This window comes from Okibacterium sp. HSC-33S16 (genome assembly GCF_024171565.1).
Lineage (GTDB): Bacteria > Actinomycetota > Actinomycetes > Actinomycetales > Microbacteriaceae > Mycetocola_A.
Genome location: NZ_JALJZZ010000001.1, coordinates 113,207 through 135,779, shown reverse-complemented (window position 1 = coordinate 135,779; position 22,573 = coordinate 113,207). Strand labels below are relative to the sequence as shown.

General features: G+C 63.3%; 22 protein-coding genes. 7 read left to right on the top strand and 15 right to left on the bottom strand.

Annotation, left to right across the window (positions count from 1 at the left end):
• Positions 1 to 122: 122 nt before the first annotated feature.
• From L1277_RS00665 to L1277_RS00650, 4 genes are read left to right on the top strand one after another with little or no spacing between them, the layout of a single operon-like run.
• Entirely contained in the window at positions 123 to 1,433 is a 1,311-nt protein-coding gene (locus L1277_RS00665) for a branched-chain amino acid ABC transporter permease (protein ID WP_374110140.1), read from the top strand.
• Positions 1,434 to 1,442: 9 nt separating this feature from the next.
• Positions 1,443 to 2,423, top strand: a complete 981-nt coding sequence (locus L1277_RS00660) for a branched-chain amino acid ABC transporter permease (protein ID WP_253374434.1) — start codon at positions 1,443 to 1,445, stop codon at positions 2,421 to 2,423.
• Complete coding sequence (locus L1277_RS00655) at positions 2,413 to 3,411, top strand: ABC transporter ATP-binding protein (RefSeq protein WP_374110139.1); 999 nt, start codon at positions 2,413 to 2,415, stop codon at positions 3,409 to 3,411. The genes L1277_RS00660 and L1277_RS00655 overlap by 11 nt, the downstream gene beginning before the upstream one ends.
• Positions 3,408 to 4,151: an ABC transporter ATP-binding protein gene (locus tag L1277_RS00650; protein ID WP_253374433.1), complete on the top strand. Its 744-nt coding sequence runs from the start codon at positions 3,408 to 3,410 to the stop codon at positions 4,149 to 4,151. The genes L1277_RS00655 and L1277_RS00650 overlap by 4 nt, the downstream gene beginning before the upstream one ends.
• 64 nt (positions 4,152 to 4,215) lie before the next feature.
• Here L1277_RS00650 and L1277_RS00645 read toward each other — a convergent pair whose 3' ends face one another.
• From L1277_RS00645 to L1277_RS00630, 4 genes are read right to left on the bottom strand one after another with little or no spacing between them, the layout of a single operon-like run.
• The gene (locus L1277_RS00645) at positions 4,216 to 7,326 is read right to left on the bottom strand and encodes a glycoside hydrolase family 2 TIM barrel-domain containing protein (RefSeq protein WP_253374432.1); all 3,111 of its coding nucleotides are present in this window, start codon (positions 7,324 to 7,326) and stop codon (positions 4,216 to 4,218) included.
• A complete protein-coding gene (locus L1277_RS00640; protein ID WP_253374431.1) occupies positions 7,323 to 8,255 on the bottom strand; it encodes a carbohydrate ABC transporter permease in 933 nt (310 codons plus the stop codon). The genes L1277_RS00645 and L1277_RS00640 overlap by 4 nt, the downstream gene beginning before the upstream one ends.
• Positions 8,252 to 9,193 (bottom strand): carbohydrate ABC transporter permease, encoded by a 942-nt coding sequence (locus tag L1277_RS00635; protein ID WP_253374430.1) that lies wholly within the window; start codon positions 9,191 to 9,193, stop codon positions 8,252 to 8,254. The genes L1277_RS00640 and L1277_RS00635 overlap by 4 nt, the downstream gene beginning before the upstream one ends.
• The gene (locus L1277_RS00630) at positions 9,190 to 10,530 is read right to left on the bottom strand and encodes an ABC transporter substrate-binding protein (protein ID WP_253374429.1); all 1,341 of its coding nucleotides are present in this window, start codon (positions 10,528 to 10,530) and stop codon (positions 9,190 to 9,192) included. Before L1277_RS00630 ends, L1277_RS00635 begins: the two co-directional genes overlap by 4 nt.
• 144 nt (positions 10,531 to 10,674) lie before the next feature.
• On the opposite strand from L1277_RS00630, the gene L1277_RS00625 reads away from it, so the two are divergent.
• Positions 10,675 to 11,307, top strand: coding sequence for a TetR/AcrR family transcriptional regulator (locus tag L1277_RS00625; RefSeq protein WP_253374428.1), 633 nt, complete (start codon positions 10,675 to 10,677; stop codon positions 11,305 to 11,307).
• 52 nt (positions 11,308 to 11,359) lie between these two features.
• On the opposite strand, the gene L1277_RS00620 is transcribed toward L1277_RS00625, so the two are convergent.
• From L1277_RS00620 to groES, 3 genes are all read right to left on the bottom strand, one after another.
• The gene (locus L1277_RS00620; protein ID WP_253374427.1) at positions 11,360 to 12,640 is read right to left on the bottom strand and encodes an ABC transporter substrate-binding protein; all 1,281 of its coding nucleotides are present in this window, start codon (positions 12,638 to 12,640) and stop codon (positions 11,360 to 11,362) included.
• A gap of 150 nt (positions 12,641 to 12,790) precedes the next feature.
• Positions 12,791 to 13,777 carry an EamA family transporter RarD gene (gene rarD, locus L1277_RS00615; protein WP_374110138.1) on the bottom strand — a complete coding sequence of 329 codons (987 nt, stop codon included), beginning with the start codon at positions 13,775 to 13,777 and terminating at the stop codon, positions 12,791 to 12,793.
• 131 nt (positions 13,778 to 13,908) lie between these two features.
• A complete protein-coding gene (groES, locus tag L1277_RS00610) occupies positions 13,909 to 14,205 on the bottom strand; it encodes a co-chaperone GroES (RefSeq protein ID WP_253374426.1) in 297 nt (98 codons plus the stop codon).
• Positions 14,206 to 14,349: 144 nt separating this feature from the next.
• Here groES and L1277_RS00605 point away from each other — a divergent pair, with 144 nt between their 5' ends.
• Together L1277_RS00605 and L1277_RS00600 are read left to right on the top strand one after the other, a co-directional pair.
• Positions 14,350 to 15,540, top strand: a complete 1,191-nt coding sequence (locus tag L1277_RS00605; protein ID WP_253374425.1) for a class I SAM-dependent methyltransferase — start codon at positions 14,350 to 14,352, stop codon at positions 15,538 to 15,540.
• A gap of 122 nt (positions 15,541 to 15,662) precedes the next feature.
• Entirely contained in the window at positions 15,663 to 16,136 is a 474-nt protein-coding gene (locus L1277_RS00600; RefSeq protein WP_253374424.1) for an SRPBCC family protein, read from the top strand.
• 57 nt (positions 16,137 to 16,193) lie between these two features.
• On the opposite strand, the gene L1277_RS00595 is transcribed toward L1277_RS00600, so the two are convergent.
• The 8 genes from L1277_RS00595 to L1277_RS00560 all read right to left on the bottom strand — a co-directional run bounded on the left by L1277_RS00595 (position 16,194) and on the right by L1277_RS00560 (position 22,562).
• Entirely contained in the window at positions 16,194 to 17,000 is an 807-nt protein-coding gene (locus L1277_RS00595) for a nitroreductase family protein (RefSeq protein ID WP_253374423.1), read from the bottom strand.
• Between the two features lie 350 nt (positions 17,001 to 17,350).
• Positions 17,351 to 18,043 (bottom strand): hypothetical protein, encoded by a 693-nt coding sequence (locus L1277_RS00590; protein ID WP_253374422.1) that lies wholly within the window; start codon positions 18,041 to 18,043, stop codon positions 17,351 to 17,353.
• A 302-nt stretch (positions 18,044 to 18,345) separates the two neighbouring features.
• Positions 18,346 to 19,419: a tRNA (adenosine(37)-N6)-threonylcarbamoyltransferase complex transferase subunit TsaD gene (tsaD, locus tag L1277_RS00585; protein ID WP_253374421.1), complete on the bottom strand. Its 1,074-nt coding sequence runs from the start codon at positions 19,417 to 19,419 to the stop codon at positions 18,346 to 18,348.
• Positions 19,416 to 19,910, bottom strand: a complete 495-nt coding sequence (gene rimI / locus L1277_RS00580) for a ribosomal protein S18-alanine N-acetyltransferase (RefSeq protein WP_253374420.1) — start codon at positions 19,908 to 19,910, stop codon at positions 19,416 to 19,418. The genes tsaD and rimI overlap by 4 nt, the downstream gene beginning before the upstream one ends.
• Positions 19,907 to 20,527: a tRNA (adenosine(37)-N6)-threonylcarbamoyltransferase complex dimerization subunit type 1 TsaB gene (gene tsaB / locus L1277_RS00575; protein WP_253374419.1), complete on the bottom strand. Its 621-nt coding sequence runs from the start codon at positions 20,525 to 20,527 to the stop codon at positions 19,907 to 19,909. Before tsaB ends, rimI begins: the two co-directional genes overlap by 4 nt.
• 9 nt (positions 20,528 to 20,536) lie before the next feature.
• Positions 20,537 to 21,076: a tRNA (adenosine(37)-N6)-threonylcarbamoyltransferase complex ATPase subunit type 1 TsaE gene (gene tsaE / locus L1277_RS00570; protein WP_253374418.1), complete on the bottom strand. Its 540-nt coding sequence runs from the start codon at positions 21,074 to 21,076 to the stop codon at positions 20,537 to 20,539.
• Positions 21,073 to 22,185, bottom strand: coding sequence for an alanine racemase (gene alr / locus L1277_RS00565; RefSeq protein WP_253374417.1), 1,113 nt, complete (start codon positions 22,183 to 22,185; stop codon positions 21,073 to 21,075). Before alr ends, tsaE begins: the two co-directional genes overlap by 4 nt.
• The gene (locus tag L1277_RS00560; protein ID WP_253374416.1) at positions 22,182 to 22,562 is read right to left on the bottom strand and encodes a holo-ACP synthase; all 381 of its coding nucleotides are present in this window, start codon (positions 22,560 to 22,562) and stop codon (positions 22,182 to 22,184) included. The genes alr and L1277_RS00560 overlap by 4 nt, the downstream gene beginning before the upstream one ends.
• Between the last annotated feature and the right edge of the window lie 11 nt (positions 22,563 to 22,573).

Genomic DNA, 22,573 nt, shown 5'->3' with positions numbered 1-22,573 from the left:
TGTACGAAACATGTAGGTCATAATCGGGTCGTATCGTCAAACAGAGCCGTTCGGCGAAGAACCACAAGAGACCTGGCGGTCTCTTCACTCGAGGGACCTGGCGGTCCCGTTCTGGAGGTGCAGTGAGTCTCACTCATTCAGCCCATGCCCCGCGCCACAAGCGCACCCTTCTGTTATTCCTCGGATTCCTGTTTGCAGCACTCGTACTGCAATCGGTGTCGGCGACCTCGGCTCGAGCCGATGAGGTTGGAACGGAGTACGACTTCTACTTTGCGGGCAACGTGAAGTACGACAGTGAGCCACTCGAGGGCGTGACGATTTCGGTCGACGGCAACGGGTACGAGGCAGAGGTCGACACAGCTGCAGACGGCAAGTGGAAAATTGGCGTTCCAGAGAAAGGCACCTACACGGTGACGTTGGACGAGGAGACGCTGCCCAAAGGGGTGATCGTCGCCGAAGGCTCCGCCAGCGTTGAGGCGGAGATCAAACTCACCAGCTCGAAGATCGTGAATTACTTCCTCGGTGAGGGCGTACGCGTCACGACCAGTTTCTGGGACCAACTCGCTGAACGTCTCGTCAACGGTCTCAACTTTGGGCTGCTTTTGGCCCTTGCAGCGGTCGGCGCCTCGCTCGTCTTCGGCACGACCGGCCTGTCTAACTTCGCCCACGGTGAAATGGTGACGTTCGGGGCTGTCATGGCGTACGTCTTCGCCAACGTTCTGCACTGGCCGCTCTGGGGTGCTCTCGTCGCGGCTGTCATCATGAGCGCGCTCTTTGGCTTCACACTCGATACCGCCTTATGGAGACCGCTGCGAAGGAAAGGCATCGGAATTGTTCAGGTGATGATCGTGTCGATCGGTCTGTCACTCCTCATCCGGTACATTTTTCTCTACTTCATTGGCGGCGGCACGTATCAGCTGCCCGGTGCCGGTGAAGCGCGCATCACTCTGTTCGGCACTGTGGCTCTCTCGGTGACCGACATGGTGAGCATGGCCGTCTCAGTCGTTGTGCTCCTCGCCGTTGCGTGGTGGCTCCTCCGCACCCGAACCGGCAAGGCGACCCGAGCGATCTCGGACAACCCGTCACTGGCCGCAGCGAGTGGTATCGACGTCGACCGAGTCATCCGAATCGTCTGGATCCTGGCTGCCGCACTCGCCGGTCTCGCCGGAATCCTCTGGGCGTATTTCCGCCCCGGTATCAAGTGGGACATGGGAACGCAGATCCTCCTCCTGGTCTTCGGCGCCATCGTGCTCGGTGGCCTCGGAACAGCGTTCGGTGCACTCATCGGCGCCATCATCGTCGGTCTCCTCGTTGAGGTGTCGACGCTGTGGATCCCGTCGGATATCAAGTACGTCGGTGCGCTGGTCGTGCTCATCGCCGTCCTGCTCGTGAAACCCCAGGGACTCCTGGGCCGCAAAGAGAGAATTGGATAGGAGGACGCCATGGACTGGGGATCAATTCTTTCAAACACCGCCTCCTGGCTGATTAGCCCTGAGACGATCGCCTACGCACTGGCCGCCCTTGGCCTCGCCGTCCACTTTGGATACGGCGGACTGCTCAACTTCGGTATGGCCGCCTTCATGGCATTGGGCGCATACGGATATGCAATTTCGATCTTGACGTTCGGTTTGCCCTGGTGGGCCGGAATTATTGTTGGCTGCCTGGCATCCGTTGTCTTCGCTTTGATTCTGGGTATTCCGACGCTACGTTTGCGCGCGGACTACCTGGCGATCACGACGATCGCAGCCGCTGAGATCGTTCGACTGCTCTTTACGACGCAGGTATTCGACTCCGTAACCAATTCCGCAGACGGACTCGGCAACTACCACGCCGGATTCCGTGCCGCGAACCCGTTCCCCGAGGGAACATACGGGTTCGGGCCGTGGACCTACAACGAAAACGGCTGGTGGGTGCGGATCTTCGGCATCTGTCTGCTGGCGGTCGCCGCACTGCTCGTCTGGTTGCTCATGCGCAGCCCGTGGGGCCGCGTACTCAAGGGCATTCGTGAAGACGAAGATGCTGTGCGCGCCCTCGGCAAGAACGTGTTCGCCTACAAGATGCAGGCACTCATGGTCGGTGGTGTCTTCGGCGCGCTGGGTGGCGTCGTGTTCGCACTGCCGTCAGCAGTTGTGCCCAGCGTGTACGTCACGAGCCTGACCTTCTTCATCTGGACGATCCTGTTGCTCGGAGGTGCCGCGACGGTCTTCGGACCGCTGCTCGGCGCTGTGATCTTCTGGGTGATCATGGGCTTCCTGTCGAACGTGCTTCCGGCTCTAGCCTCGAGCGGTTTCCTCCCGTTTATGTCGACGACGCAGGCTGCGACGCTCCGCTACATCCTCGTTGGACTCGCCCTGATGCTCATCGTGATATTCAGGCCACAGGGCATCCTCGGAAACAAGAAGGAGCTGACCTTTGTCAAGTAGCAACGCTGCACCGCTCAAGCCGGTCAAATCCACCGGGCTGCACATTGGAGACGCCGCCCCCGGCGTGGCCAAGGTCGACCCGATCATCATCGCCGACAACGTGACCCGTCAGTTCGGCGGCCTCAAGGCCGTCGACGTCGAACACCTGGAGATTCCGCGGAACGCCATCACGGCGCTCATCGGACCCAACGGTGCCGGTAAGACCACGCTGTTCAATCTGCTCACCGGTTTCGACAAGCCCGACACCGGCACGTGGGTGTTCGACGGAAAGCAGCTCAACGGGGTTCCCGCGTTCAAGGTCGCTCGGATGGGCCAGGTTCGCACCTTCCAGCTGACCAAGGCGCTCGGCCTGCTCACCGTCCTCGAGAACATGAAGCTCGGATCACAGAAGCAGAAAGGCGAGGGAATCTTCGCCAGCCTCATCAAGCCGCTGTGGAACAAGCAAGAGGAAGAGATCGAGGAGCGGGCGCTCGACATCCTCGCGCGCTTCAAGCTCGACACCAAGAAGGACGACTTCGCGGCGAGCCTCTCGGGTGGACAGCGCAAGCTGCTCGAGATGGCCAGGGCCCTGATGAGCCAGCCCAAACTGGTCATGCTTGATGAGCCGATGGCTGGAGTCAACCCGGCGCTGACCCAGTCGCTGCTCGAGCACATCCTCGACCTCAAGGTTCAGGGAATGAGCGTGCTGTTCGTTGAGCACGACATGCAAATGGTGCGGCACATCGCCGACTGGGTTGTCGTCATGGCTGAAGGTCGTGTTGTCGCTGAAGGACCCCCTGAGGACGTCATGCAAAACCCTGCGGTGATCGACGCCTACCTCGGTTCGCACCAGGACGTCGACCTTGGTGTCGTGACCGGGCGGATCGCCGGGGAGATTACCTCGGAAGTTGAGGACCTGCTTGAGGAAATCGACGCGGAGACCGGAGTTGAGCACGAGATCGAACAGCCGCCAGTCGTAGCGCCAGAGAAGGACGAGGACTCCAAGTGACCGCAACAATTGCTCCCGAGGTCGTCGTCCAGGTCGAAAATGTAACCGCGGGATACCTTCCCGGCGTCAACATTCTCAACCGCGCCAACCTCACGGCAGCCAAGGGTGAGCTCATTGGCATCATCGGCCCTAACGGTGCCGGCAAGTCGACGCTGCTCAAAGCCATCTTTGGGCAGGTGAAAGTTCGCGAGGGCGCGATCCGGCTGAACGGCGACGACATCACGGGACTCAAGGCCGACAAGCTGGTCGCGCGCGGAGTCGGCTTCGTTCCGCAGACGAACAACGTGTTCCAGAGCCTCACCATCGAAGAAAACCTGCAGATGGGCCTCTTCCAGAAGCCGAAGATCTACGCGGAGCGCCTCGAGTTTGTCACGGGTATCTTCGCCGAACTCGGCAAGCGCCTCAAGCAGCGCGCAGGCTCGCTCTCCGGTGGTGAACGCCAGATGGTGGCGATGTCGCGAGCCCTCATGATGGATCCGGCCGTTCTCCTGCTCGACGAGCCGAGTGCTGGCCTCTCCCCCGTGCGGCAGGACGACGCGTTCATCCGGGTGTCCGACATCAACAAGGCTGGAGTAACCACCATCATGGTCGAGCAGAACGCCCGCCGGTGCCTGCAGATCTGTGACCGTGGCTACGTGCTCGACCAAGGCACAGACGCATACACCGGCACCGGTCGCGAACTGCTGAACGACGACAAGGTGATCGGCCTCTATCTGGGCACGCTGGGGCAGGACGACTAACCCGCGCACGCCCCGCAACCACGAAACGCCCTGTCTCCGTGACAGGGCGTTTCGCGTCTACCACCTAGTCGACGGCCGTGAACCGCACGGTGATCGTGCGAGCCTCGGGCCGCAACGCGAAGTCCGGCCAGACATCAGGACCGCACGCCCGCGATCCAACGCCGTGTTGGGCAGCATCGAGGTAGAGATAGGTGCGATCAGGTTCCGGCAGCTCATACCGGTGCTTGGCGGTGCCCACCTGCTGCGCGGTGTGCGGACTCAGCGTGAATCCGATCCGTCGCCCACGGGAATCCGGCACCGCGTCGATACCGAGCCAGTCGGTTCCGTTGCGTGCCAGCCGCAGCGAGCGCAGGTTGCGTCGATGCCCGCTTTCCTGCGGCATCGCATACCGAACGGTGAGGTCATCGAGCGTCGCCGAGAATCTCCCGACGAGCGCTGCGTGCGTGGAATCGGGATACGACTCGTGCGGCCCTGTGCCGAACCACGACGCCGCATTCACCTCAGGGGGCAGGTCAAAGCGCAACCCGATGCGCGGCAGAATAATGTTCCAGCCGGCGCTCGGCACGATCTCGGCCCGAAGGGTGAGCTCCCCGTCGACCAGACGCCAGTCTTCGTCCACAACGACGGAGTGCTTCTGTTCGGCAGCCGCATACCGCTTTCGTAAACGGATGCCATCAGCCGCCGCGATCACCTGCTCGACCCGTCCGGTCAACCGATCCAGACCGGCCGCGCGCCACATCGCGGCAGATGAGGGGGCCGGCACGCCGTTTCCGTTGTGACGTGTCGGGTCGGCGAGGTCATAGGAGCCACGCCCCTCCCCCTCGTCGTTATCGGTCGGTGCGCGCCACAGCTCGAGGCGCGGACCGGATACAGGAAGACCGGCGAGTTGGGTCAGTCGCCCGTGCTCGAATACCGCCGGCCCCAGGCTCAGCGTGGCCGGAATGTGCCCGACATCGAAACCGTTCGCGTCCGGTGACACGGTCGCCACCGGCCGGGGACCGATCGCCGCCGGTGTCCGCGGCGTGAGGTCGAGTTGCGCTGCGGAGATGCGGTGCCCGGCGTCCGCCCACTCGGTGGCGTCGCGCTGCACCGCCTCGAGGGTGAGCCAGGTCTCGCCGTCACCGAGCTCGACCGAACCCAGCGCGACGGTGACGGTCTCCCCCGCGGCGAGCGCCGCCCCGGTTGCCCCGGCCACATCGAGCTCGCCCGCTGCGACGGCCGTGCCGTCGTGCTCCACCGTCCAGCGGAACGCGACGTCCGTGACATCCGCTGTGTGTCTCAGATTGGAGATGACGGCGACCGGCTGATCGTCCGCGTTCAGCACGACGTGCAGGCGAATCGGTGCGACGACCTGCGCGTATTCGAAGAGCCCTGGCGTCGGGGTGGAATCGGAGAGCACCATGCCGTCCATCACGAAGTTGCCGTCGTGCACGACCTCGCCGAAGTCACCGCCGTACCCGAAGTACTCGGTGCCGTCGGGTGTGCGCGTGCGGATACCGTGGTCACGCCACTCCCAAACGAAACCGCCGTGCAACCTCGGGTAGCGGTCGACGAGGTCCTCGTACTGGTCGATGGCACCCGGGCCGTTGCCCATGGCGTGCACGTACTCGCAGAGCACGAACGGCTTCGAGCGCTGACGGGCAGACTCCGTGGCCGAGCAGCCGAGCAGCAGGTTCGTGGCATCGTCGCGTCCGATGGTCTCCGTCTCCGGAACCGACGAGTACATCCGCGAATACACGTCGCTGTACTCGCCCGTGTAGTCGCCCTCGTAGTGCACCGGGCGGCTGGCGTCCCGCGCGTGAGTCCACGCGGCCATCGCGGCAAGGTTCTGCCCGGTTTCTGACTCGTTGCCGAGCGACCACATCACAATCGACGGGTGGTTCTTGTCACGTTCAACCGTGCGCTCCATCCGGTCGAGGTACGCCTCACGCCAACTCGGGTCATCACTCGGGTTGTCTACCCAGCCGTGCGCCTCGAAGCCGTGCGTCTCGAGGTCACACTCAAGCACCACCCAGAACCCGAGCTCATCGGCGAGGTCGAGCAGGCGCGGGTGCGGCGGGTAATGGCTGGTCCGAATCGCGTTCACATTGAACCGCTTCATCATGAGCAGGTCGTCGCGGGCGAACTCCTCGTCGAAGACCCGGCCGCGGTCGGGATGGGTCTCATGCCGGTTCATTCCGTGAAACACCAGTCGGCGTCCGTTGACGAGAAACTGGTCGCCGATGATTTCGACGGTGCGAAAGCCGAGCCGCAGGGATATCGTCTCGGTGGCACTCGACACGGTGGCGTTGTAGAGCGTCGGCCGTTCTGCCGACCACGGCTTCACATTTCCTATCGAAACGGATGCCACGGCGTCCGCCGTCTGCCACGTCACGTCCACATCCAACCCGGGTATCCGGAGCGTGACCGGGTAAGCGTCGCCCGGAGCCGTGATTTCCGGCGTCACAACGCCGGTTCCATCGCTCGATGCGTCCCCGGCATACGAGGTGCGGAGCCACACGTCGTCGATCCCGCCGACCGGTCTGGCCTGCAGGGTGACGTCCCGGAAGATCCCGGGCAGCCACCACTGGTCCTGGTCTTCGAGGTAACTCGCGGCTGACCACTGTGACACGCGCACGACGATGAGGTTCGAACCTGGCCGGACGACGCCGGTGACGTCGAATTCCTGAGCCAGCCGCGAACCGACACCCGCTCCGATCTCAACCCCGTTCACCCAGACCCGGTAATGCGACTCGACACCGTCGAACCGCAGCAGCACGGCTGCCGCCTCGTCCCAGCTCTCATCGAGCTCGAAGGTCCGCCGATAGTCCCCGGTGGGGTTGTCGTCCGGCACGAACGGCGGTTCGACCGGAAACGGATACTGCACGTTTGTGTAGATCGGCAACCCATACTTGCCGTCACCCTGCAGCACCCAGTGCGACGGCACCGCCAGGGTGTCCCACGCCGAGTCGTCGAAGTCCTCGGTGGCAACGGCAGATTCCGACTCCCCCTCCGGCAGCACCCCGGCCGCACCGGGCATTCCCGGGGTTCCCGGCAGTAACCGGAATCGCCACGGGCCGTTGAGGGAGAGGGAGGGAGCGTCCGAGTGGAGCCAGGACCGAGCCGGTGTTCGCCGACCGGCTCCCGGTCCTTTCGAGGTGACGGTGAATGAGTTCGACGTGGAGCTGCGTGTCACGACTTGACTGATCCTTCGGTAAGCCCGCCGCGCCAGAAGCGCTGCAGGACGATCATGGCGATGCCGAGCGGGATGATCGACAACAGAACTCCTCCCGTGGTGAGTTCGTAGAACTCCGGAAGCCGATCGACCTGGCTCAACCAGTTGTTGAGGCCGAGGGTGATCGGATACAGGTCGGAGTCAGAGAGCATCACGAGCGGCAAAAAGTAGTTGTTCCAGATGCCGACGAGTTGGAACAGGAAAACCGTAACGAGCGCCGGCGTGAGGATCTTCAGGCCGATGGTATGGAAGATCCGGATCTCGCCGGCACCGTCGATTCGTGCGGCCTCGACGAGCGACGAATCGACCGTCGCTTGCGCGTAGATTCGGCAGAGGAACAAACCGAACGGCGACACCAGTGACGGCAACAACACGCTCCAGTAGGTATTGGCGATTCCCATTTGGCTGAACAGCAGGAACAACGGCAGAGCCGTCGCTGTGCCGGGGACGAGAACGCCACCGAGGATCGTTCCGAAGACAAGGTTGCGGCCCTTGAACTCGTACTTGGCGAGCGCGTAGCCGCCCGCCGCCGCGAAATAGGTTGCGAGCAGGGCACCGACGCCCGCATAGAGCACCGAGTTGGCAAACCAGCGGACGAAGATGCCACCGTCGTAGCTGAGCACCTGACCGAGGTTCTCCCAAAGCGAGATCGTCGGTGCGAACCAGAATCCGTAGGTGGAAAAAAGGTCTTCGGTCGACTTTGTCGCTGCAACAACGACCCAATAGACAGGGATGAGGAAGTACAGCGCAACAACGGTGAGAATGCCAGTGACGATGATCGTCGACGCCCGCGGTGATCGGGATTGTCGAGTTTTCGCTGGGGCCGGAGGACGAGTTAACACGGAGTCGGGAGCAACCCGGTCGTCTGAAACTGTCGGTGAAGTGGTCATGATGATTTCCTGTTCGTCAGCTTCAGGAACGCGAAGGAAAGGACAAATGCGACAATGGCGATCAGGACCGCTTGAGCGGCCGCGACGTTGTAGTCGTTGTAAGCGAAGGCTGTCGTGTACGCGCTGAGGTTGGGCGTGTACTGGCTATCGATCGCTGGCGCCACGGTCTGCAGCACTTGCGCTTCCGCGAAGAGTTGCAGGGTACCGATGATCGAGAAAACGGTCGTCAAGAGCAGGGCGGGCCGGATGAGCGGCAACTGGATACTCGTCGCAACTCTCAGCGTCGATGCTCCGTCCACCTTGGCGGCTTCATACAGCTCGACGGGGATGGCTTTCAGTTGCGCCACGATGATGAGCATGTTGTAGCCGGTGTAGCTCCACAGCACGATATTGGCGATGGACCAGAGCACGGTGTCCGCGCCAAGGAAGTCGGGGGTAACACCGAAGAGCCCGGCGATGTCGAACAGCGGCGAGAGCCCAGGAACGTAGAGGAACGACCACAGGATTGTCGCAATCACACCGGGAACCCCGTATGGAAGGAAATAGGCGGCGCGGAAGAAGCCGGGCCACTTTGCGGATGCCGACTCGAGCATCAGGGCCAGGACCGTACAGAGCGCGATCATCACGGGGACCTGGACAACACCGAACAGAAGCATTCGACCAATAGATGCGATGAAGTTGCCGTCGGCGAGCGCCTGAGCGTAATTGCTGAACCACGCGAACTCGCTGGTTACTCCCTCTTCACCGAAAAGACCCCGACGGGTCACCTTGGTGAAGCTCGACCCGATCGCCACAACGATCGGGAGAAGGAAGGTCAGGACAAAGAGCGCCAGGAACGGCGCGAGGAGCATCCAGGGCGCTCGAGTGGTTGCGGCCACCCTCGCGCCTCGCTTGACGGCGGGACGCTGGCCGGTAGGACGTGTCGTCGTTGACGTCATGACTCCTCCTTGCGGATACTGAGGCCCTTATTCTCAAAGGACTTCATGACGAGCTTCTCGGAGGTCGCCAGCGAATCGACGAGGGAGGTGCCCGAGGCCTTACGCCGGAATCCGTCGCTGAGGATGTTGAAGGACTGCTGGGTGGTTGGCCACCACGACCATTCGGTGTTTTGCTGTTCGGTGGCCGGAACGAAGATGTCCTCGTTGTAGTTCTGGCCGCTGAAGAATTCGGATGGCTGTTGACGCTTTGAGCCGATTGTCTCGGGGGACGGCGACCAGCCGATGCCGCTGTTCTCGATCATCGCGTCGATGCCCTCCTGCGACGTCGTCATCCAGACAGCAAATTCGAGCGCTTCCTTTGGGTGGGCGCTGTTGGCGAAGACGGCGGCCGTCGAACCGCCCAGGTAGCTCGACCCGAATCCGGAATCGCCCCAGGTCGGCATCGGTGCCACTTCCCACTTACCCGAGCCGTTGCTGACGCCTTCGATCAGCGCGTCACCCCAGCTCGCGGTGACGACGGAGGCGATCTGGCCCTTCGCGGCAGCCGCAAACCATGCCGGAGAGTACGCGGCATAACCGGTCTCGACGAGGTCTTCGTCGATGGCTCCGTCGAAGAATCGGGCCACTTGCAGCGTTGCTTCGTCGGTCATGTTGATCACCCAGCCGTCGTCGTCGGCGCGGAGCCAGCTCGCTCCAGCCTGGGTGGCGAGCGCAGCGAAGAACGATGCATCGGCGAGCGGGAAACAGTCGATATACGCGTCGGCACCGCGCAGCTCGCGCGCGAGCCCCAACCAGTCGTCCCATGTTCCGGGCGGTGCACCGCCCACTCGGTCGAACACTTCGGGCTGATAGAACAGCGCCATCGGGCCGGAGTCCTGCGGGATGCCGTACACCCCATCCACGTAACTCACCTGGCTCCAGAGGGTCTGGTCGTAGAGGTGCGCGTACTCGTCTGCGCCGTATCGCGACAGGTCGACGAGACCGTTGACGAGCATGAACTCCGGGATGGAGCGAAGTTCCACCTGACCGATGTCTGGGCCTCCGCCGGCTGCAAGGGCCGCGTAAAGCTGCTGATATCCGCCGTCATTCCCACCGGGTATCCAGACGGCTTCGACCTGCACGTTCGGGTGCGAGGCGTTCCACACGTCCGCGACCTTCTGCAGGTCTTTGAGCCATGCCCAATATGTGAGTGTGATCTTTTCCCCGCCGGCCGCACCGGCGATCACGGGTTGGGAGTTGACCGATGTGGTTCCCGGTGTGGCGCAGCCCGTGAGCATGGCGATGGCTGCTGAACTGAGTCCCGCTCCGAGCAATTGGCGTCGAGAGATTGGTGTCATGTGCATTCACTTCGTCGTGGATGGTCAATGAGTGCGACCGAACCGGCCACACCCCCGTAAACGGGTGTCATGACGCTAACACAAAGTTCGAGTGAGCACTCGATTTTAACGAAAAATCTCCGGACTGCGAGGTACGCTTCGGCAATGATGACAAAAGCGGAGTCCACTCGAGGTAAACGAGGCCCATACGCAAAGTCAGCTGATCGGCGGCAGGCCATCGTGGAGGCTGCGCACACCGTCTTTGCCGCCCAAGGCTACGTCGGCGGCTCGCTCCAGGATGTTGCCGACCGCGTCGGCATGAGCCAGACGAGCCTGTTGCATTACTTTCCCTCAAAACGGGAGCTTCTGCTCGCAGTCTTGAACTGGCGAGATTCCATCACCGGTGACGGCCAGACCCCACCCGATCCCACCGAGACCTTCAGCGAATCGATCCTTCGCCAGGCGCGCTTCAACGAGAAAATACCCGGCGTCATTGAGCTGTATGCCGTGCTCTGTGCGGAGTCGCTCACCGACGATCATCCCGGCCGGGCTTACTTCTGTGAACGCTTCGACACACTACGTGCGACGTATTTCGCCGACTTCACTCGCTTAGCCGAGAAAGGGCGGCTTCGTCCGGGGGTCGATCCCGCACGAGCGGCCGCAAGCCTCATCGCCCTGTGGGACGGGATTCAAACCCAGTGGTTGCTTGATCCGGAGGGTATCGATATGGCCGCGTGCCTCCGCGACTACCTGTCGCTGATCATCCTCGAAGAACCCGACGAGAACACAGTGGCTTAACGACCGCAGGGCCACGGTTTCCCGTGGCCCTGCGGCGTGTGCGCGTTGTGAACTAGTTCGCGATGCGCTCGTACTTGTTGTCTTCCTTGTACTGGAAGATTCCAATGGTTGCTTCGGTTGGGTCGCCGTTCTCGTCGAACGTCACCGGTCCGGAGTTTCCGTCGTAGTCAGCCGTCTTGCCGTCGATGATCAGGTCAGCACATTCCTTGAACGTGGTGCACTTCTCGCCATCGCCCGAGCCGCCAGAAACTTCCTGGAGCTTCTCCGCGATGTCGGCGCCTTCGGTTGAGTTGGCCGCAAGCGACGCCAGAGCGATCAGAATCACAGCGTCGTAGGACTCAGCCGCGTAGCTGTAGTCCTTGAGCTCCTCGTTGCCCTCGCCCTGCCAGAACTCCTGCAGACGGTCAGTGAAGTCACCGAGATCTGCCGTGTCCAGGCCGGGCAAGGTTCCCTTGGCGCCGGTGAGGGTGCCCGCGGGGAAGTCTGCCGAGTAGTCAGCCAGGTTGCCGTCCACGAAGTACAGCTTGTCGGACGGGAAGCCGGACAGAGCCGGAACGATCGTCTTCGTCTCCTCGAAAGCGATCAGGGCGATCGCGTCGGGGTTTTGCGCCTTCAGCGAGCTGATCTGCGCGTCGAATGACGTGTCGCCAGCGTTGTATGACTCTTCGCCAACGACACTGCCGCCCGTTGCCTCGAATGCTTCCTTGGTGAAGCCGGCGAGGCCGGTTCCGTAGGAGTCGTTGAGGTACAGGATGCCGAGGGTCTCATTACCATCTTCAGCGATGAGGTTTCCGAGGACCTCGCCCTGAAGAACGTCGCTGGGTGCTGTTCGCCAGAACAGTCCGTTGTCGTCCCACGTCGTGAAGTCGGCCGAGGTGTTTGCCGGCGAGAACTGAATCACGCCTGCGCCGGTGACCTCGTCAATGACGAGCTTGGTCACACCACTGGATGCGGCCCCGATGATCGCCGAAACGTTTTCGCCAAGCAGCTTCGGGATGGTGGTTGCAAACGCCTTGTTGTCGGGGTCTCCTGAGTCACCGTACGAAACGTCGATATCGATGCCAAGGTCAGCGTCATTGACTTCCTTGACTGCGAGTCCGACGCCTGCTTCTTCGGGGGGTCCGAGGAATGCGAGCTGACCGGTCTGTGGCAGAAGCGTTCCAATTTTCAGGGAAAGGTCGCCTGCCGGTTTGTTGCTGGTGTCACCCTCGCCGCCACCTGAACTGCTGCAACCGGTGAGAACCAGTGCACTGGCTCCGAGGATTGCAAGGCCACTCAAGGTGATCGTGCGGGTGCGTGAGCGGGAGGCCGTAGCCCGGGTGAAAACGCCCATGTTGCTCCTATGCTGTGTCGTGTATCCAAAGACAGCGCTAGATACTGTCGTGGTGCCAACATATTCGAGCAATCGTCACCGAACAATACATCGGGGTTACATCCGTGTAACGGCGACGCAATCGTTACAGTTCACTGGGCAATTTTGCGGTCATTTCCTCTCGAATGCAGCTTTATTGCGTCGAATTGCCGAACGCCGCGCGGCAATTACCGTATCCGTGGTCAGCACAACCAGCGCCAGCCACACCAGCATGAAGCCGATCCATCGCTCGAGGGGCATGGCTTCATGCTGCACAAACACGCCAACGAGGAACTGAATGACGGGGGCGAAGAACTGAATGAAGCCCATGTAAATGAGCGGCAGCCGTCGGGACGCTGAGGCGAAGAACAGCAACGGAACAGCGGTGACAACGCCCGTGCCGATCAGGAGCGCCGTGTGCAGCGGACTGACTTGCCCAATCGTCAGGCCCGTCGTCATGCCGACGACGATGAGTTGCACGATCGCGATCGGGGTCAACCATGCCGTTTCCAGTGTGAGGCCGGACACCGCATCGACGGTGGATCCGACGCGCTTCTTGATAAAGCCATACAGTCCGAACGAGAACGCGAGAATCAGGGCGATCCATGGCACCCCGTGGGATCCGATGGCGAGCACGAGGACAGCAACGATACTCAGCCCGACCGAGATCCACTGCACAACCCGCAGCCGCTCGCGAAGGAAGAAGACGCCAAGGAAGACGGTGACGATGGGGTTGATGAAATACCCGAGGGACGTCTCGATGACCTGTCCGTTGAGCACTCCCCACACGTAGGTCTGCCAGTTCACGAAGATCAGCAGTCCGGCGAGCCCCATGGTGAGCGATACGCGGGGATTTCGGGCCAGTGCGAGGAATGGACTCCATTTTCGGGTGACGCTCAAGAGAAGCGCGCAGAAAACAAGCGAGAACAACACCCGCGAGGCAACGAGCTCAAACGGGCCGGTTGGCGCCAACAGCAAGAAATACAGCGGCAGGATGCCCCACATGACATACGCGGTGACCGCGTAGATGAGACCGGAGCGGCTCAACTGGGCGGGTGGCGGAACCGCAACTGCGGGTGAACTGAGGTCGACGGCGGCGGGATCAGAGGGCGTTTGCACTTTCCGAGAATACTGCGGCGCGGAACTGTGTCACGCCCCTTGACGAGCGAACCCCGTCGGGGCGAGCCCGTTAAGAGAAGAAGACCCGGACTGTGTTTCCACCGTCCGGGTCTTTCTTGAGGTTGCTGGTGTTAGCGAACCACGATTGCGAGAACGTCGCGAGCCGAGAGAACCAGGTAGTCCTGGCCGTCGTACTTGACTTCAGTTCCGCCGTACTTGGAGTAGATCACCTTGTCGCCGACGGCGACGTCGAGCGGAACGCGGTTGCCGTTGTCGTCGATGCGGCCGGGGCCGACTGCTTCAACAACGCCCTCCTGGGGCTTTTCCTTGGCAGTGTCAGGAATAACGAGTCCCGAAGCAGTGGTCTGCTCTGCTTCGACCTGCTTGATGACGATGCGATCCTCGAGCGGCTTGATGCTGACCGACACGGTTGACCTCTTTCTGAACTAAGACTTGAGTTAGCACCCTCACATCGAGAGTGCTAATGCCAGTGTAGGGATCGATTGGCACTCTCGCAACGTGAGTGCCAATGGATCGCCAGCCACAGGCATCCGTCTTGATAGGTTTGCCTGATGGATAGAGCCGAACTCGTTGAATTGCTGACTCCGAGCGGGCTCACCCTCCTCGATTCTGTGGGAGAAACGGATGCCGTCACTGACGTTGTTGGGGCCGTCTCACGGCTGCGCGCCGAAGGCCATTCGGCCACGCTCGTCGCCGCCGTTCTGACCCAGGTCAAACTCCGGCGGAAGGCTGTCGGTAAATTCGGCGATTTTGCCTCGCGGATGCTTTTCACCGAGGCCGGGTTGGAGCAAGCGACTCGACTCCGGGTCGCTGCCCTGCACGCGGGTCGCTTCAGCGCTGCCGGTCTTCGCCGTGTCGCCGATCTCGGCTGCGGCATCGGCGGCGACGCCATGGCCCTCGCGGCAATGGACCTCGCTGTCACGGCGGTGGACGCCGACGAAGTCACCGCAACCGTCGCGAGCTACAACCTCGCACCGTTCCCGACTGCCGATGTGCGACACGCTCGGGCGGAAGACGTGGACGCCAGTGAATTCGATGCACTCTACTTTGATCCGGCCAGGCGTTCGGCCGGGCACTCGAACACGACGCGGCTGACCCGGCCCGAGGACTACAGCCCGTCGCTGGATCTCGTCTTCGACCGCGCCGCCAGCCGGCCGGTTGGCGTGAAGCTGGGACCAGGGTACGACCGCTCGCTCATCCCCGATACCGCCGAAGCGCAGTGGATCAGTGTCGACGGGCAGGTGGTTGAGCTTGGCCTCTGGTTTGGTGCCCTGGGGCGACCTGGGATTCATCGATCGGCACTCGTGCTCAACAGCGAGGGAACGCACGAACTCACAGCGGCGGCTGACAGCGACGACGTCGATGTTCGGCCGCTCGGGCAGTACCTGTACGAGCCGGATGGTGCGGTGATTCGGGCACGGCTGATCGGTGATGTTGCGCGCACGCTCGACGCCGGAATGCTGAGCCCCGGCATCGCCTACCTCACCGGCGACCAGGAGGTGCGCTCGCCGTTCGTGTCGACGTTCCGGGTGCTCGAGAGGTTCCCGCTCGACGAGCGCACGTTGAAGCGCGAACTCGCGAACCGCAAAATCGGGACGCTCGAGGTGAAGAAACGCGGTGCCGATATCGACCCGGCGGCCTTCCGGAAAAAGATGGCGCTGCGCGGGAGCGAGAGCGCCACCCTGGTGCTGACGCGGGTTGACGGCAAGCACGCTGCACTGCTCTGCGAACGGGTCCGATAACCATTTACCGTGCGCGAGGTTAGGCAGGTTCGCGTTCTGGGCGCAACCCCCTCCTTCCCCTCAGGTCGGTGTGTTTGCCTGTGGTTACCCCAGTCGAGCAACTTCAGAAAGAAGGAACACTCATGGCCACAGTTAACTCAGACATCGACGTAAACGTCCCCGTTTCCACGGCGTACAACCAGTGGACACAGTTCGAAACTTTCCCTCAGTTCCTCAGCGGCGTGGACGAAGTGACGCAGACGAGTGACACTCACACCCACTGGAAGGTCTCGATCGCTGGCGTCAAGCGCGAATTCGACGCTGAAATCAGCGAACAGATTCCTGACACCCGGATCGCCTGGACCAGCACCGGCGGCGAAGACCACGCCGGCGTTGTGTCGTTCCACCGCCTGAGCGACGATGAGACGCGCATTTCTCTCCGCCTCGACTGGGCTCCAGAAGGAGTTGTCGAGAAGGCAGGAGCGCTGCTTCAGGTCGATGACATTCAGATCGGACGCGACCTCAAGAAGTTCAAGGAGCTCATCGAGTCCAACGGCTTCGAGACCGGCGCGTGGCGCGGATCAGTCGACCGCTCCCCGGACGCCACCGGTCGCTAATTCGACTTTGTGCCCTCGACCATGCGCCGAGGGCTTGACGCCGCAGGTCGGCTCGGACTATCCCGCAGAAGCGGGAGTGTCCCAGCCGGTCTGCGGCGTTTGGCATGTGCCGCGGAACACATATTGCGACGGCAGCTTCCGTTCATGGCTGGTCCAGTCGATCGCCGGGCGTCGCTGTTCGGCCGGGACATACCCCAGCCGGTAGACCGCCATCAACTCGAGCGAGTCCGGCACATGCAGCAGGGTCTCGATCTTGGCCCACATCCCCGGGACTTCCATGGGGAAGGACACAAACTGGATGCCCATACCCAATTCCACCGTGGTGAGCCAGACGTTCTCCATCGCGGCACCCATGCTGAAGACCGAATAGAAGGAGCTCAGTTCTCCAGGGCGGTACTCCGACCGATCGAGCATGACGCCGATCAGGAGCGGTGAGCCAGCGACGAGCTTGCGATTCTCTTCACCGAGTTTGTGCGGCACGCGCATCGCGTTCATGAGCTTCTGCCCGCGTTTGGTGAAGACCTGGTCAGTGAACGGCCGCAGTGCCGCGGGGAGCTTGTCGAAGAGCATGCCGTCGCGGCGTTCAGCCATCTCCTTGGCGCTGAAGCGAAAGTAGGGTTTGTAACGCTCAAAGAACGTGCCGTTCGACATCGCCTCGGTCATGCTGTCGCCGCTGATTGTCGCGATGGAATCGATAGTGCTCGGATCGTCGATGATCACGAATCGCCAGGGCTGGCTGTTCAGCTGCGACGGCGCTCGACCGGCCACCTCCATGAGAAGGCGCTGGTGTTCCTCGCTGACCTTGTCTGGCAGGAACGGGCCGTTCGTTGTCTTCCGCCGGCGAACCACATCGAGAAACTCCACGCCTACCTCCAGGCCTTGATCAAACTCAACAGGAAAAAGGGCGCCGCTGACAGCGCCGTGCGCACGTGTTGCGAGGAGCGCGCGCTCGCTCGAGGAATGACAGCCAGCGGAAGGGCGGCCGGGATTAGCCACCACCCAGCGCGATTACGACTCCACAGCAGGGAGCTTCCCGCACCGATGCTAGTTGTGACGGTAGCGATGTATATCGCGTGGTGGATCCACCGAAACTTCCCGGTGTGCACGATCCCCGCCGCAACGCTGGCCCCCAGGGCACAGTTGACGGCGTAGCTCGTCGCGGCGGTCGTGAACAGAGCCCGCGGCAGCCGTTCGTCCCTGCGCCTGGACATCGCTTAGCCAGCCGCCCGAGCGGCAATCGTGATGACGCTGTAGGCCAGCCACCCCAGAGACAAGAGCACGCCGACGATGCCGGTCACAATTGCGGCGAGTGATCGACCAGGGGTGGTCAGCTCCCTCTTGCGCGCACGGAAGCCGAGAATCACGGCCGCAATCGACAGAGGAAGGGTCCACCCAAAGATGACACCGCCGATGACTCCGACGATTCCGAGAATCAGACCGACGAGCCCCTGCTTGGGAGTCGACGGGGCCTTCAGCGCCGGGACAGTGCCGGGATACGCCGGATAGGGCTGTCCGGCGGTACCGCCGTAGCCCACCTGACCGGGGTAACCGGGCTGCGCGGGATAGCCCGGCTGGACGGGATAGCCTGGCTGGCCTGCGTACGAGGGCTGGCCCTGGTACGCAAAAGGCTGCGGCGCGCCTTGCCCAGAGGGGTAGGCGGGTGCCGGGCTCTCGAACGCGGGCTGCGGCGCGGAAGCTGCCGGATACCCGGTCGCCCCGGCGGGCTGTGCCCACCCGTGCGCTGCGGTCGGAGCGAATGATGTCTGCTCGGGTACGGCGCGCTGCTGCTGCTGCTGGACAGGGTACCCGGAACCGGGATTCGAGCTCAGTGGGGCCGGGTTTCCAGCGACGGGAGCGGCTTGTGCATACGGGTTCACCGGAGGCGTAGCCGATGGACGATACGTCATCCCGGATGAATACGCTGGCGGTGACGGCTCGCCGGGTAGGGGAACGCTCGGTTCACTGGGCGCGGGCGGCCCCGGCTCTCCCGGCGAAGGCACCGGCGGCTCGATCGGGTGGGGGGCGATGGGCTCTGAGGGCGAGGGCACCGGCGGCTCCATCGGAGTCGGCGGCTCGGCGGGAAGGGGAGGCTCAGCAGGTGTCGATGGCGCACCCGGCTCTTCCGGCACGGTCGGTGGCAACGGAGGTACCGGGGGTGTGCCGTCAGGGCGGGAAGGATCAGACATGAGAGTTTCCTGTCGTCGCGGTGCTACCGCACCTGGATATCCGTCACGGGAAGGGTCGAATCAGCCGAGAAGTCGAGTGTAGAGGGTTCGTGCCCCGCCATGATCAGTTGCGCACCGAGTTCGGCAATCATCGCGCCGTTGTCGGTGCAGAGCGACAGTGGCGGAACCCGCAGGGCAACGCCAGCTGCGGCGGCGCGCTCGGTGGCCATTTCCCGGACCCGGGCGTTGGCGACCACTCCCCCGCCGAGTAACAGGCGCGGAACGCCATGGTCCTCGCAGGCGGCGAGAGCCTTGGTGATCAGCACATCGGCCACTGCCTCCCGGAAGCCAGCCGCCACATCGGCAACCGGAACCTCGAGTCCGGCGTCCTGCTTCTGCTCGACCCACCGCGCCACCGCAGTCTTGAGTCCCGAGAAGGAGAAATCGTAGCGGTGCTTCTCCATGTCTTTCGGCCGACTGAGCCCGCGGGGAAACCTGATGGCTTTCGGGTCGCCTGTCGCCGCCACGCGATCGATGTGCGGGCCGCCCGGGTACGGCAGCCCGAGAATCCGGGCCACCTTGTCAAAGGCCTCGCCGGCAGCATCGTCGATCGTCTCACCGAGAAGCTCAACATCACCGACGAGGTCACGAACGAGCAGCAGCGACGTGTGCCCGCCAGAGACGAGCAGAGCGATCGTGGGGTACTCGAAGGCTGTCCCCGACGGGTCAAGGATGTCGGCACCGACGTGGCCGACGAGGTGGTTGACGGCGTAGATCGGCTTATCGAGAGCAACGGCCAGGGCCTTTGCGGCTCCAACGCCCACCATGAGAGCGCCCGAGAGCCCCGGTCCGGTGGTCACGGCGATGGCGTCGAGCTGGTCGAGGGTGATGCCCGCTTCGGCGACGGCCTTGTTCAGCGCGGGCACCATTTCTTCGAGGTGGGCGCGTGCCGCCACTTCGGGCACGACGCCGCCGTAGCGGGCGTGCTCATCCATGGACGAGGCAATCGTGTTGCTGAGCAGTGTCGACCCTCGGACGATGCCGATGCCCGTCTCATCACACGAGGTCTCGATCCCCAAGACAAGGGGGTTCGAGCGGTTGGTCACGCTGTCGTTCACTGCACTCCTACCGCGAGCCCGGGCACGCGAGTCCCCAACTCAAGCTTCATCACGACCGCGTCGACGTTGTCGGGCTGGTAGTACCCGGGACGAACGGCGATTTCCTCGAATCCCAATTCACGATAGAGCGCCTGTGCTCCCGGGTTATCCGCGCGTACCTCGAGAAACACCTGCCGGGCGCCGCGCTTCCGCGCCTCGCTCAGCAGCGCACGCAGAAGAATCCGGCCGAGCCCCATCCGACGAACCTCAGCGGCAACCGCGATGGTTTGCACGTCGGCGTCTTCGGCGCGCGGCGGAACCATGAGCCCGGCGTAACCCTCGATGATCTCGGGGGCGCCCACTGGCGTAGCCACAATGTAATAGGTGTTCTCGCTCGCGAGTTCGGAGCGCAGCAGCTCCGCTGACCAGGCGTCTGAGCTGAACGTCGATTCCTCAATCGCGAGGATGTGCGCGAGGTCGGCCACCCCGGCCCGTCGAATCTGCCAGGTCATGCCGTGACCCGCTTCGTGCCGAGCGATGGGACCGCGTCAGGTGAGCGCAGGTAGAGCGCTTCGTCGGCCGCGAACGAGCCGCCGGTGGCGTAGATCGTTTCGCCGAGCATTCCCAGCGACCCCGCGGAGACGGTGGTGGCGTCGAGCCGGACGAGGTCGTCGTGCCCCAGGTTGTCGGGCTTACACAGCCCTGGACCCTCCACCCGCACCGGAATGCCGTCGGCGTCTGCCCCCGAATAGGCCGACCAGTACAGTTCCCTTCGGCGGGCGTCGGTCACGACGAGCAGTCCGCCGGTATGGCCAGCCCGGTACCAGTCATACGCAACCGCGTCATGGCTGACCAGCGGCACGAGCGGCTTGTCGATCGCGAGCGCGAAGACACGGGCTGCAGCGATCCCGATCCGCAGGCCGGTGAACGGTCCCGGACCCATTCCACAGGCAACACCCGAGAGAGCGGATGCTGTTACTCCCGCCTCCAGCATCACCGCACGAATCGAAGACCCAACCACTTCAGCGTGGCTCATGGTGTTGTCGATGGTCGTCTCAGCGAGGATACCGCCGTCGTGATCGACCACAGCGACACTCGTACCCGTGGATGAATCTATGGCAAGGAGCACGGATCCAGCCTACGCGGTCGCAGGGGCCTCGTGCCTCGAGATGCGAACGCGGCGCGGTTCATCGTTGTCTACCACGGTGTCCACGCTGGCGTCGTCGGTGACCGAGCCGGAGGCATCCGCTGACATTCCTGATGTGGAACGCGTGTCGCTGGCTCCGGTCGGACGCTCGATCTCGATGTCGAGCCACGTCGACGCGATGCCGTCGAGCATGCCGCGTCCCCACTCCACGATCACGACGCTGCCCGCGAAGTCGATGTCGAGGTCGTCGAGCTCAAGCGGGCTGGAGAGGCGGTAGGCGTCGACGTGCACAAGCGGCGGCCCGTCGGTGAGGCTCGGGTGCGTGCGGGCGAGGACGAAGGTAGGACTCGTGACGGGGCCGCGCACTCCGAGGCCCTCACCGATACCGCGGGTGAGGGTCGTCTTGCCGGCGCCGAGCGGGCCGGTCAGGACCAGGAGATCGCCCGCGTGAAGACTCGCGCCCAGACCGACTCCGAGATCATGCATGTCGTCGGCGGTCGCGACAGTGCCGTCGAAGGGAAGCTCGATCATGACGCTGACCGGTAGACCCGTGACACCCGCGACCCGATGCGAGTGACGATCTCGTAGTTGATGGTGCCGGCCGCGATGGCCCAGTCGGTCGCGCTCGGCGCCCCGTGCGCGGCGTCGCCGAAGATCACCACGTCGTCGCCCGGTGCGACAGCGGCATCGCCGACCGCAACGACGAACTGGTCCATCGCAATGCGCCCGGCCACGGTGTAGAGCTCGCCCCCGATCGACACCCGCCCGGCGTTGGATGCCTGCCGGGGAATACCGTCGGCGTAGCCCAGGGGCACGAGGGCAAGCGAGGTCTCGTGGGGCGCACGGTAGGTGTAGCTGTATGACACGCCTTTGCCGGCGGGAACCCGGCGCACGGCTGCGACAGAGGCGCGAAGGGTCATGGCAGGAATGAGGCCAAGGTCGCGGGAGCTCGCGTCATCGAACGGTGAGAGCCCGTAGAGCCCGATGCCGATGCGCACCGTGTTGAACCGTGTCTCGGGCAATCGAATCGCGGCTGCCGTTGCGGCCAGGTGCACGAGTTGCGGCCGGAGTCCGGTGTCCTTGGCGAGCCGGACGCCGCGTGCGAATTCCTCGGCGGCAGCCAGATCGTCGGCATCCGAGGCGTTGGAAAGGTGCGAAAAGATACCGCGTACCGACAGCCGGCCGGCGTGCTCGAGCTCGGCGGCACGCGCAAACGTGGCCTGCCAGTCGGAGGGGTCGATGCCATTGCGGGAAAGACCGGTTTCAAGTTTCAGGTGAACATACGCTGGGCCGTTTCCGACGGCATCCGCTACCTGCTCGAGCTGGTCAAGAGACGAAATGCCAACGTCGATGTTCCGCTCCCGAGCGAGCCGGAAGTCGGTGTCTGGGGCGTGGAGCCAGCAGAGCAGGGGTGCCGTGAGCCCGGCATCGCGCAGTTCGGTGGCTTCGCGAAGATCGGCGGTCGCAAGCCAGTCGGCACCTCCCGCGAGGGCGGCGCGAGCGGCAGGGACGGCACCGTGACCATACCCGTCAGCCTTGACCACCGCGATGAGGTGGTCAACGTTCACCAGGGCGGCAATGTGACGGATGTTGTGGGTCATCGCGTCCGTGTCGATGATGGCTTCGCGGAACCCGCTCATGCGCTCTCTTTCTGGTCTGCCGCGTCGGTGCGCTCGGCGATGACGAACGCGATCGCTGCGCCTGCGTCGTGGCTCATCGACAGGTGCAGGCTGGTGATACCGCGCCGGGCCACGACAGCGGCCGTCTCGCCGGACAGTTCGAAGCCGGGGTCTCCCTCGGCGCTGTTGGACACGATGATCTCGAGCCAGTGCACGCCGTCGGAGCTGCCCAACGCCTTGATCAGGGCTTCCTTCGCGGCGAACCGGCCGGCCAGTGATCGAAGCGGCTTGTCCCGTTCGCTCTCAGCGAACAGGCGTTCCCGCAGTTTGGGAGTTCGGTCCACGGCCCGTTCGAAACGGGCGAGATCGACGAGATCAACGCCGATTCCGACGATCACGCGCGTCCTTT

Excerpts from the sequence above, each read along its gene's own strand:
- L1277_RS00660 (WP_253374434.1), top strand. The coding sequence starts at position 1,443 with ATGGACTGGGGATCAATTCTTTCAAACACCGCCTCCTGGCTGATTAGC.
- L1277_RS00640 (WP_253374431.1), bottom strand. The coding sequence starts at position 8,255 with ATGACCACTTCACCGACAGTTTCAGACGACCGGGTTGCTCCCGACTCC.
- L1277_RS00635 (WP_253374430.1), bottom strand. The coding sequence starts at position 9,193 with ATGACGTCAACGACGACACGTCCTACCGGCCAGCGTCCCGCCGTCAAG.
- L1277_RS00630 (WP_253374429.1), bottom strand. The coding sequence starts at position 10,530 with ATGACACCAATCTCTCGACGCCAATTGCTCGGAGCGGGACTCAGTTCA.
- L1277_RS00625 (WP_253374428.1), top strand. The coding sequence starts at position 10,675 with ATGATGACAAAAGCGGAGTCCACTCGAGGTAAACGAGGCCCATACGCA.
- L1277_RS00620 (WP_253374427.1), bottom strand. The coding sequence starts at position 12,640 with ATGGGCGTTTTCACCCGGGCTACGGCCTCCCGCTCACGCACCCGCACG.
- L1277_RS00605 (WP_253374425.1), top strand. The coding sequence starts at position 14,350 with ATGGATAGAGCCGAACTCGTTGAATTGCTGACTCCGAGCGGGCTCACC.
- L1277_RS00600 (WP_253374424.1), top strand. The coding sequence starts at position 15,663 with ATGGCCACAGTTAACTCAGACATCGACGTAAACGTCCCCGTTTCCACG.
- L1277_RS00590 (WP_253374422.1), bottom strand. The coding sequence starts at position 18,043 with ATGACGTATCGTCCATCGGCTACGCCTCCGGTGAACCCGTATGCACAA.
- rimI (WP_253374420.1), bottom strand. The coding sequence starts at position 19,910 with ATGACCTGGCAGATTCGACGGGCCGGGGTGGCCGACCTCGCGCACATC.
- tsaE (WP_253374418.1), bottom strand. The coding sequence starts at position 21,076 with ATGATCGAGCTTCCCTTCGACGGCACTGTCGCGACCGCCGACGACATG.
- alr (WP_253374417.1), bottom strand. The coding sequence starts at position 22,185 with ATGAGCGGGTTCCGCGAAGCCATCATCGACACGGACGCGATGACCCAC.